The sequence below is a fragment of the Salinispora vitiensis genome (assembly GCF_000378825.1).
GTDB lineage: Bacteria > Actinomycetota > Actinomycetes > Mycobacteriales > Micromonosporaceae > Micromonospora > Micromonospora vitiensis.
In genome coordinates this window covers 5,007,365-5,019,470 of the sequence record NZ_KB900388.1, presented here as the reverse complement: position 1 = coordinate 5,019,470, position 12,106 = coordinate 5,007,365, and the positions used below count along the sequence as shown (strand labels likewise).

Below are 12,106 nucleotides of genomic sequence, written 5' to 3'. Positions count from 1 at the left end.
GGACCGACCAGGTTCCGGGGACCCCGCCCCGCGCGAGTCCCGCGAGTCCCGCCACAAGGCAAAGCGCATGCTCGATACCACCGAGCGGGCCCTCACCCCGCCCACCAGTCAAGACGCCCAGCGGCGGAGCATCCGTCACTCGGTGGCGGAGTAGCGCCGTGACGGCTACCCGCCAGCAGGAAACTGTTCACCTGATAGAGCCACATCAGTAGAACTAAATCCATGCGTTCCTATCTAGAACCCTTCGCCGCTGGCGGGTCACATCGACGGCGGCTGATCGCCGCCATTGTGGCGGCCGGGATGATCACGGCCTCCGCCGCCGCGATCCATCCCACCGCCGCGACCGCCGGCCCACCCCCCTCAGCCTCGATCGCCACACCCGCCACCACCCCGGAAACGCACACCGTCACCCTGATCACCGGCGACATCGTCACCGTCCGCACCCTCCCCGACGGCAAAACCATCGCCGAGGTCGACCAACCCAACAACACCACCGGCGGCTTCAGCATCCAACAACACGGCGACGACCTCTACGTCCTACCCGACGAAGCCAAACCACTACTCGCCGACGACCGACTCGACCAGCGACTGTTCAACGTCACCGACCTCATCGACATGGGCTACGACGACGCCCACACCACCCAAATACCCCTCATCGCCACCTACCCGGAAGCAGCAACCCACACCACCACCGCACCTTCCGGCACCACCCTCACCCACGACCTACCCGCCATCAACGGCCACGCCCTCACCACCAACAAGAACGACACCCGCACCCTCTGGAGCACCCTCACCGCCGGACCCAGTCAGACCCGAGCCAGCGGCGTAACCAAGCTCTGGCTCGACGGCCAGGTCCACGCCGACCTGGCTGACAGCGTCCCCCAGGTCGGCGCCCCCGAAGCCTGGAACGCCGGCTACAACGGCGACGGCAGCACCGTCGCCGTCCTCGACAGCGGCATCGACCCCACCCACCCCGACCTCGTGGATCAAATCCAGGACAGCGTCAGCTTCGTCCCCGACGAAGACACCACCGACGTCAACGGACACGGCACCCACGTCGCCTCCACCATCGCCGGCACCGGCGCCGCCTCCGACGGCGACAACACCGGCGTCGCACCCGCAGCCGACCTGATCATCGGCAAAGTCCTCAACGACGGAGGCATCGGCTACGACTCCTGGGTCATCGCCGGCATGCAGTGGGCTGCCGAATCCGGCGCCGACGTGGTCAACATGAGCCTCGGTGACTCCTCCCGCACCGACGGACTCGACCCGATAGCCCTCGCGGTGGACACCCTCTCCGCACAGCACGACACCCTCTTCGTCGTCGCCGCCGGCAACGACTACGGCGGACTCATCGGCACCCCCGGCACCGCCGAAAGTGCCCTCACCGTCAGCGCAGTCGACAAACAGGACCAACTCGCCAGGTTCTCCAGCGCCGGACCCCTAGCTCGCACCGGCGCACTCAAACCCGACCTCACCGCCCCCGGCGCCGCCATCAACGCCGCCCGCTCCCAACACAGCACCGGCGACGGCATGTATGAAAGCAAAGACGGCACCTCCATGGCCACCCCACACGTCGCCGGAGCCGCCGCCATCCTCACCCAACAACACCCCAACTGGACCAACACCCAACTCAAAACCGCCCTGACGAGCAGCGCCGAGGCGCTGAGCGACAGCTACACCCCCTACCAGGTCGGCACCGGCCGCCTCGACGTAGCGGCAGCGGTAAACAGGACCGTGCAGGCCACCGGCTCAATGTTCTTCGGCTACTTCGACTGGCCACACCAACCCACCGACACCCCCATCACGAAATCGGTCACCCTCACCAACACCAGCACCACCCCCGTCACCCTTAACCTCACCACCACCGGCAACGAGGCATTCGCTCCCGACATCCCCACGGTCACCGTGCCCGCCGAAGGTCAGATAGACGTCCCGGTAACCGGCGACCCCCGCGGAGACACCACCGGCCAACACACCGGCTACCTCATCGGCACCAACCCCAGCACCGGCGAAACCATCACCCGCACCGCCCTCGGCCTCCTCAAAGAGGACGAACGCTACGACCTCACCATCAAACTCCGCGACCGCAACGGCGAACCCACCAGCGCGACCGTCCAGATGGAGGAGGCCAGTGGGCGGTTCTCCGACTTCCTCGACGTCGACGGTGAGCAGACCTTGCGCCTCCCACCCGGGACCTACACCCTGAAAACTGAGTTTGAGGTCGCGGGTGAACAGGCCGACTCCCTCGGCCTCGCCCTGCTGGTCGCCCCGGAAGTCGTACTCGACAAACCAACCGAAGTAAACCTGGACGCCCGCCAGGCCCGACTACTCGACACCACCACCCCCCAGCGCACCGAGGACCGACAGCGCAAACTCGAATACGTCGTCGACTACCCCGAAGGCAACCCCCTCCACTACATACGCGAAGTCTCGGGAAGTTACGACGACCTGTATGTACTGCCGACTGAGAAGACCACCGAGAGCTCGTTCAGCATGGGGGCCCGGTGGCGTAAGGGTGAGCCGGTCCTGAGCCTGCGCGCCTTCGGCCTGCTGCCCATCGACGCCGTGGTCCAAACCAGCAGCACCATCACCACCGGTACCCAGTGGCTACGCCCTGTCTACGCCGGCACCGGCACCCCCGAGGACTACACCGACGTCGACGCCGACGGCAAAATCGCCGTCATCAAACGCAGCGACGACATCAGGGCAACCGACCAGGCCGCAGCTGCGGTAGCCGCCGGAGCCGCACTCCTCCTGATCGTCAACGACAACCCCGGAATCCTCCACGAATACGTCGGCAACTCCCCCATCCCCGTCGCCAGCGTCCACCGCGACATCGGAAACATCCTGATCGCACTCGCCAAACACGGAACACCGCCGCTGAAGGTCAGCCAGGAGCAGCACCCCGACACAATCTACGACCTGGTCAAGGTCTGGCGGGACCAGGTGCCGGACCAGCCCCTCACCTACCACCCCAGCCACCACGACCTAGCCCGAATCGATGCTCGCTACCACGCCGTCCAGGACACCACTGGTGTGGGCTACCGCCACGACCTGACCTTCGCCCTGACGCTCGGAATCATCGAGTCAGAGTGGTACCCCGTCACCCGCACCGAATGGGTCACCCCAGGAATCGACTGGCACGAAAGCCATCAACAAGGCCGCTGGCGCGATGCTTCCTACAGCAACTCGTACGACAAGGGGTCGACCACCAGCCTGGACTGGTTCGCACCCGCCGTCCGGCCCGCTTTCAGCCGCGGCTACGACCATCCAAACAGCCGATACCAGGACACCATGACCCTCAACGTGCAAACCTGGAGCCCCTCGGGCACCCAACTGGAACACGGCGGACTTATGGGCCTCAGCTCGGTGCCGACGAACACGCGGCTCTACCAGGGCGACACGCTGCTGCACGAGAACACTAGGAGCGCGTACCTGCCAGACATGGAGGTGCCGGCCGGGACGCTGCCGTACCGGCTTGTGCTGGACGCGTCGCGCCCGGCCGAGGAGTGGGGGCTGTCGACCCGTACCCACACCGAGTGGGACTTCATCTCCAGCACCAACGACGCCGACCCCGAAGCCCCGGAACCGCTCACCCTGCTGCAGCTCGACTACGAACTGGAAACCGACCTACGAGGCGACGTCGAAGCCGGCACCCACCAAGAAATCAGCATCACCCCCAAGCCGCAGCCCGGCGGTACCGGTACCGGCACCATCACCGCAGTAGAACTCGAGGTCTCCTACGACGACGGCACCACCTGGCAACCCATCACCCTCAAACAGGGCGACAACAACCGCCACACCGCAACCCTGAAACTGCCCGACCAACCCGACAGCTTCATCTCCGTACGCGCCGCCGCCGAAACCGACACCGGCTTCGCCATCCGACAAGAACTCATCCGCGCCTACGGCCTGCGCTGAACTGACCGGCGGGGTCCCGGACCGACAACGCTCCGGGACCCCTGCAGACCCCAACGCAAGGCAGACGACGACGCTCCGTCACCGTTACCCGGTGGCGGAGTGACGTCGTGGCGGTTACCCGCCCGCCGCTAGTTGTTCATTCACCGGACGATCGACGGTAAAACCGTGCCATGTCTTCCCATCCAGGACCCTTCGCCACTGGTGTAACCCGCCAGCGGCTGATCGCCGCCATCGTGGCGGCCGGGATGATCACGGCCTCCGCCGCCGCGATCCATCCCACCGCCGCGACCGCCGGCCCACCCCTCAGCCTCGATCGCCACACCCGCCACCACCCCGGAAACGCACACCGTCACCCTGATCACCGGCGACATCGTCACCGTCCGCACCCTCACCGACGGCAAAACCATCGCCGAGGTCGACCAACCCGACGACACCACCGGCGGCTTCAGCGTCCAACAACACGGCGACGACCTCTACGTCCTACCCGACGAAGCCAAACCACTGCTCGCCGACGACCGACTCGACCAACGACTGTTCAACATCACCGACCTCATCGACATGGGCTACGACGACGCCCACACCACCCAAATACCCCTCATCGCCACCTACCCGGAAGCAGCAACCCGCACCACCACCGCACCTTCCGGCGCCACCCTCACCCACGACCTACCCGCCATCAACGGCCACGCCCTCACCACCAACAAGAAAGACACCCGCACCCTCTGGACCACCCTCACCGCCGAGGCCACCGCCTCCGGCTCCGGCTCCGGGTCCCGGGTCCGGGTCCGGGTCCGGGTCCGGGTCCGGGTCCGGGTCCGGGTCCGGGTCCGGGTCCGGGTCCGGGTCCGGGTCCGGGTCCGATGAGCCTCGCGAAAGCAGCAACGCCGCCAAGCTTTGGCTCGACGGCCAGGTAACCGGCACCCTCGCCGACAGCGTCCCCCAAATCGGCGCCCCCGAAGCCTGGGACGCCGGCTACAACGGCAAAGGCGCCACCGTCGCCGTCCTCGACAGCGGTATCGACCCCACCCACCCCGACCTCGTGGATCAAATCCAAGACAGCGTCAGCTTCGTCCCCGACGAAGACACCACCGACCTGAGTGGGCACGGCACCCACGTGGCCTCCACCGTCGCCGGCACCGGTACGGCCTCCAACGGCGACAACACCGGCGTCGCACCCGCAGCCGACCTACTCATCGGCAAAATCCTCAACAACGACAACATCGGCCAGGACTCCTGGGTCATCGCCGGCATGCAATGGGCCGCCGAATCCGGCGCCGACATCATCAACATGAGCCTCGGCGACTCCTCCCGCACCGACGGACTCGACCCACTGACCCTCGCCGTGGACAACCTCTCCGCACAACACGACACCCTCTTCGTCATCGCCGCCGGCAACAACAACGGCGGACTCATCGGCACCCCCGGCACCGCCGAAAGTGCCCTCACCGTCGGCGCAGTCGACAAACAGGACCAACTCGCCAGGTTCTCCAGCATCGGACCACTAGCCGGCACCGGCGCCCTGAAGCCCGACCTCACCGCCCCGGGCGTCGCCATCAACGCCGCCCGCTCCCAACACAGCACCGGCGACGGCATGTACGAAAGCAAAGACGGCACCTCCATGGCCACCCCACACGTCGCCGGAGCCGCCGCCATCCTCACCCAACAACACCCCAACTGGACCGGCCAACAACTCAAAAACGCCCTGACGAGCAGCGCCGAGGCGCTGCGCGACAGCTACACCCCCTACCAGGTCGGCACCGGCCGCCTCGACGTAGCGGCAGCGGTAAACAGGACCGTGCAGGCCACCGGCTCAATGTTCTTCGGCTACTTCGACTGGCCACACCAACCCACCGACACCCCCGTCACCAAGTCGGTCACCCTCACCAACACCAGCACCACCCCCGTCACCATCAACCTCACCACCACCGGCAACGAGGCATTCACCCTCAACGACTCCACCGTCACCGTGCCGGCCGAAGGCCAAATAGACGTTCCGGTAACCGGCGACCCAACAACAGCCGACATCGGCGAACACACCGACTACCTCATCGGCACCGATGCCAGCACCGGTGAAACCATCACCCGCACCAGCCTCGGCCTCATCAAAGAAGACGAACGCTACGACCTCACCATCAAACTCCGCGACCGCAACGGCGAACCCACCAGCGGAGCCGTCCTGATAAACCAAGCCGGGGAAAGCTCCGCCGGATACGTCGCCGTCGACGGTGAGCGAACCCTGCGCCTCGCACCCTGGACCTACACCCTGCACGCCGAGATTGATATTCCGGGTGAACGGGCTGACTCCCTCGGCCTCGCCCTGCTGGTCGCCCCAGGGATCAAACTCGACAAACCAACCGAGGTAACGCTGGACGCCAGCCAGGCCCGGCTACTCGACACCACCACCCCCCAACGCACCGAAAACCGGCAGCGCAAACTCGAATACGTCGTCGACTACCCCGAAGGCAGCCCCTTTCACTACGCCCACAACATCTCGGACACGTACGACGACCTGTATGTCCTGCCGACGGAGAAGCCCACCGAGAGCGCGTTCAGCATGGTGGCCTGGTGGCGTAAGGGTGAGCCGGTCCTGAGCCTGCGCGCCTTCGGCCTGCTCCCCATCGACGCCCTGGCCCAAGTCGGCAGCACCATCACCACCGGCGCCCAATGGCTGCGCCCCGTCTATGCCGGCACCGGCAACCCCGAGGAGTACGCCAACGTCGACGCCGACGGCAAAATCGCCGTCGTCAAACGCAGCGACGACATCAGCGCACCCGATCGGGCCGCCGCCGCAGCCGCCGCCGGAGCCGAACTCCTCCTGGTTGTCAACGACGGCCCCGGAGCCCTCTCCGACTGGGTCGGCGACTCCCCCATCCCGGTGGCCAGCGTCCACCGCGACATCGGCAACATCCTGATCACACTCGCAAAGCACGGCATGCCGCCACTAAAGGTCACCCAGAAGGAGTACGCCGACACCATCTACGACCTGGCCCGGGTCTGGCGGGACCAGGTGCCCGACCAGCCCCTCACCTACCACCCCAGCCACCACGACCTGGCCCGAATCGACGCCCGCCACCACGCCGTCCAGGACACCATTGGTGAGGGTTACCGCGCCGAGAGCACCCTCGGCACTGTGCTCGGGATATACGAGCCAGAGTGGCACCCCGGCACCCGCACCGAATGGGTCACCCCAGGGATCGACTGGCACGAGACCCACATCCAGCGTGACCTTTACGTCGCGGCGGACGTACGCACCTACGCCAAGGGCACGACCACCCGGCTGGACTGGTTCGCCCCCGCCATCCGACCGGCCTTCAACCAGAGCACCCTTGTCCAAAACAACCGATACCAGAATCGGATGACTCTCTACCCGCAGCCCTGGAGCCCATCAAGCCCCGAACTTGACTACATTGGACTGCTCCCCTCTGACTCGGTGTCGACCACCATCGCCCTCTACCAGGGCGACACGCTGCTACACGAGAACACCAGGAGCGCGTTCCTGCCACACAAGGAGGTGCCGGCCGGGACGCTGCCGTACCGGCTGGTGCTGGATGCGTCACGCCCGGCCGACGAGTGGGGGTTGTCGACCCGCACCCACACCGAGTGGGACTTCATCTCCAGCACCAACGACGCCGGCCACAGCACGGCCGAACCGCTCACCCTGCTGCAGCTCGACTACGAACTGGAAACCGACCTACGAGGCGACGTCGAGGCGGGTACGTCCCAAGAAATCAGCATCACCCCCAGACCACAGCCCGGCGGTACCGGTACCGGCACCATCACCGCAGTAGAACTCGAGGTCTCCTACGACGACGGCACCACCTGGCAACCCATCACCCTCACCCCGGGCGACAACAACCGCCACACCGCAACCCTGAAACTGCCCGACCAACCCGACAGCTTCATCTCCGTACGCGCCGCCGCCGAAACCGACACCGGCTTCGCCATCCGACAAGAACTCATCCGCGCCTACGGCCTACGCTGACCAAAACCGGGAGGGTCCCCGGACCGAGCACGCTCCGGGGACCCCCGCCGGACTTCCCTTGTCAGGGTTGGAGAAGCCGCAGCCGAACCGAACGCAGACGACCGTGCCGCATGCCACGGAGCTGGCCCTCGTCCCGTGGACCGAGACATCCAGCAGTAGCTCCACCGTCACCCAGTGGCGGAGTAGCGCCGTGGCGGCTACCCGCACGTCTCCAACGGTTCACCTGACCGACCAAAATGGGTAGAACCTAGCCCATGTCTTCATATCCAGGACCCTTCGCCGCTGGCGGGTCACGGCGGCGGCTGATCGCCGCTGTCGTGGCGGCCGGGATGATCGCGGCCTCTGCCGCCGCGATCCATCCCACCGCGGCAACCGCCGGCCCACCTCCCTCAGCCTCGATCGCGACACCCGCGGGCACGGTAACGGGCACGCACACCGTCACCCTGGTCACCGGCGACGTCGTCACCGTCCGCACCCTCACCGGCGGCAAAACCATCGCCGAGGTCGACCAGCCCGACGACACCACCGGCGGCTTCAGCGTCCAACAACACGGCGACGACCTCTACGTCCTGCCCGACGAGGCGATGCCACTCCTGACCGACGACCGACTCGACCAGCGACTGTTCAACGTCACCGACCTCATCGACATGGGCTACGACGACGCCCACACCACCCAAATACCCCTCATCGCCACTTACCCCGACACCAGCACCCGCACCACCGCGCCCCGCGGCGCCACCCTCACCCACGACCTACCCGCCATCAACGGCCACGCCCTCACCACCGACAAAGAAGACACCCGCACCCTCTGGACCACCCTCACCACCGGATCCAGTCAGACCCGGGCCAACGGCGTAACCAAGCTTTGGCTCGACGGCCAGGTAACCGGCGCCCTCGCCGACAGCGTCCCACAGGTCGGCGCCCCCGAGGCCTGGGACGCCGGCTACGACGGCGACGGCGCCACCGTCGCCGTCCTCGACACCGGCATCGACCCCACCCACCCCGACCTCACCGACCAGATCCAGGACAGCGTCAGCTTCGTCCCCGACGAAGACACCACCGACGTCAACGGACACGGCACCCACGTCGCCTCCACCATCGCCGGCACCGGCGCCGCCTCCAACGGCGACAACACCGGCGTCGCACCCGCAGCCGACCTGATCATCGGCAAAGTCCTCAACGACAACGGGTACGGCCAGGACTCCTGGGTCATCGCCGGCATGCAGTGGGCCGCCGAATCCGGCGCCGACGTGGTCAACATGAGCCTCAGCAGCCCGTCCCACACCGACGGACTCGACCCGATGGCCCTCGCCGTGGACACCCTCTCCGCACAGCACGACACCCTCTTCGTCGTCGCCGCCGGCAACAACTCCGTCCTGATCGGCTCGCCTGGCACCGCCGAAAGTGCCCTAACTGTCGGCGCCGTCGACAAGCAGGACCAACTCGCCGGCTTCTCCAACGTCGGACCCCTCGCCCGCACCGGTGCGCTGAAACCCGACCTCACCGCCCCCGGCGTCGCCATCAACGCCGCCCGCTCCCAACACAGCACCGGCGACGGCATGTACCACAGCCTCGACGGCACCTCCATGGCCACCCCACACGTCGCCGGAGCCGCCGCCATCCTCGCCCAACAACACCCCAACTGGACCGGCCAACAACTCAAAACCGCCCTCACGAGCAGCACCGAGGGCCTAGCCGACACCTACAGCGCATACCAGGTCGGCACCGGCCGCCTCGACATCGCCGCCGCAGTCAACACCACCGTACGAGCCACCGGCTCCGTCTACTTCGGCTACTTCGACTGGCCACACCAACCCACCGACACCCCCGTCACCAAGTCGGTCACCCTCACCAACACCAGCACCACACCCGTCACCCTCAACCTCACCACCACCGGCAACGAGGCATTCACCACCGACACCCCCACCGTCACCGTCCCCGCCGAAGGCCAAATAGACGTCCCGGTAACCGGCGACCCAACGGCAGCCGATGTCGGCGAACACACCGGCTACCTCATCGGCACCAACCCCAGCACCGGTGAAACCATCACCCGCACCAGCCTCGGCCTCATCAAAGAAGACGAACGCTACGACCTCACCATCAAACTCCGCGACCACAACGGCGAACCCACCAGCTCACGCCTGGCGTTCACATCCGTCAATTCGTTCCCCACGTCCTTCGATATTGACGGCGAGGAGACGCTACGCCTTTCGCCCGGGACCTATACCGTTTACGGCGAAATGGATATTCCGGGCGAACAGGCTGACTCCCTCGGCTTCGCCCTGCTGGTCGCCCCAGGAGTGGTGCTCGACAAACCAACCGAGGTAACGCTGGACGCCAGCCAGGCCCGACTACTCGACACCACCACCCCCCAACGCACCGAAAACCGACAGCGCAGACTCGAATACGTCAACTACCCCGAGATCAGCCCTTTCCACTACATTTACAACATTCCGGACAGATATGACGACCTGTATGTCCTACCGACCGAGAAGACCACCGGGAACGCTTTCGCTATGGCAGCGAAGTGGCGCAAGGGCGCACCAGTCCTGAGCCTGCGCGCCCTCGGCATACTCCCCATCGACGCCGTCGTCCAACCCGGCAGCACCATCACCACCGGCAAACAATGGCTACGCCCCGTCTACGCCGGCACCGGCACCCCCGAGGACTACACCGACCTCGACGCCGACGGCAAAATCGCCGTCATCAAACGCAGCGACGACATCAGCGCAGCCGACCAGGCCGCCGCCGCAGCCGCCGCCGGAGCCGCACTCCTCCTGATCGTCAACGACAACCCCGGAATCCTCCACGAAAATGTCGGCGAATCACCCATCCCCGTCGCCAGCATCCACCGCGACATCGGAAACATCCTGATCACCCTCGCCGAACACGGCATACCCCCACTGCAGGTCGACCAGGAGCAGTACCCCGATACCATCTACGACCTGGTCCAGGTCTGGCGAGACCAGGTGCCGGACCAGCCGCTCACCTACCACCCGAGGCACAGCGACCTGGCCCGAATCGACGCGCGCTACCACGCCGTCCAGGACACCATTGGTGAGGGCTACCGCGCCGACACGGCCATCGGCCTCCCCGTCGGAGTCCTCAAACCCGAGTGGCATCCCAGCACCCGTACCGAATGGGTCACCCCCGACATCCCCTGGGTCGAAACCCACGAACAGCACAATTGGAAAGTCGCGGCGGACGCACGCACCTACGCCAAGGGCACGACCACCCGGCTGGACTGGTTTGCCCCCGCCATCCGACCGGCCTTCAACCAGAGCGCCTTCCAAAACCGCCGATACCAGAATCGGATGACTCTCTACCCGCAGCCCTGGAGCCCATCAAGCCCCGAACTTGACTACATCGGACGTCACCTCCTCGGCTCGGCGCCGACCAGCATCGCCCTCTACCAGGGCGACACGCTGCTACGCGAGAACACCAGGAGCGCGTACCTGCCATACACGGAGGTGCCGGCCGGGACGCTGCCGTACCGGCTTGTGCTGGACGCGTCGCGCCCCGCCGAGCAGTGGGGGCTGTCGACCCGTACCCACACCGAGTGGGACTTCATCTCCAGCACCAACGACGCCGACCCCAACACGCCCGAACCGCTCACCCTGCTGCAGCTCGACTACGAACTGGAAACCGACCTACGAGGCGACGTCGAAGCCGGCACCCACCAAGAAATCAGCATCACCCCCAAGCCGCAGCCCGGCGGTACCGGTACCGGCACCATCACCGCAGTAGAACTCGAGGTCTCCTACGACGACGGCACCACCTGGCAACCCATCACCCTCAAACAGGGCGACAACAACCGCCACACCGCAACCCTGAAACTGCCCGACCAACCCGACAGCTTCATCTCCGTACGCGCCGCCGCCGAAACCGACACCGGCTTCGCCATCCAACAAGAACTCATCCGCGCCTACGGTCTGCGATAACCACCTAACGGGGTCCCCGGACCGACAACGCTCCGGGGACCCATCGGCCCCGACCTACGTCGACAACGGTCTGACCCAGACGGTGGAGTCACGGTCACACGGTGGCGGAGTGACGTCGTGGCGGTTACCCGCCCGCCGCTAGCTGTTCATTCACCGGACGATCGACGGTAGAACCGTGCCATGTCTTCCCATCCAGGACCCTTCGCCACTGGTGTAACCCGCCAGCGGCTGATCGCCGCCATCGTGGCGGCCGGGATGA

Annotated in this window: 2 protein-coding genes and 1 pseudogene; all 3 read left to right on the top strand. The window is 66.3% G+C overall.

Going from position 1 to position 12,106, the window contains the following annotated elements:
• The first annotated feature begins 222 nt into the window (after positions 1-222).
• On the top strand, positions 223-3,924 hold the full coding sequence (locus SALPAC2_RS0123650) for a S8 family peptidase (RefSeq protein ID WP_018219104.1): 3,702 nt from the start codon (positions 223-225) through the stop codon (positions 3,922-3,924).
• A gap of 170 nt (positions 3,925-4,094) precedes the next feature.
• Positions 4,095-7,906 (top strand): annotated as a pseudogene (locus SALPAC2_RS25310) (S8 family serine peptidase).
• Positions 7,907-8,160: 254 nt separating this feature from the next.
• Positions 8,161-11,847: a S8 family peptidase gene (locus SALPAC2_RS0123635; protein WP_026185083.1), complete on the top strand. Its 3,687-nt coding sequence runs from the start codon at positions 8,161-8,163 to the stop codon at positions 11,845-11,847.
• The last annotated feature ends 259 nt before the right edge of the window (positions 11,848-12,106 follow it).

Excerpts from the sequence above, each read along its gene's own strand:
- SALPAC2_RS0123650 (WP_018219104.1), top strand. The coding sequence starts at position 223 with ATGCGTTCCTATCTAGAACCCTTCGCCGCTGGCGGGTCACATCGACGG.
- SALPAC2_RS0123635 (WP_026185083.1), top strand. The coding sequence starts at position 8,161 with ATGTCTTCATATCCAGGACCCTTCGCCGCTGGCGGGTCACGGCGGCGG.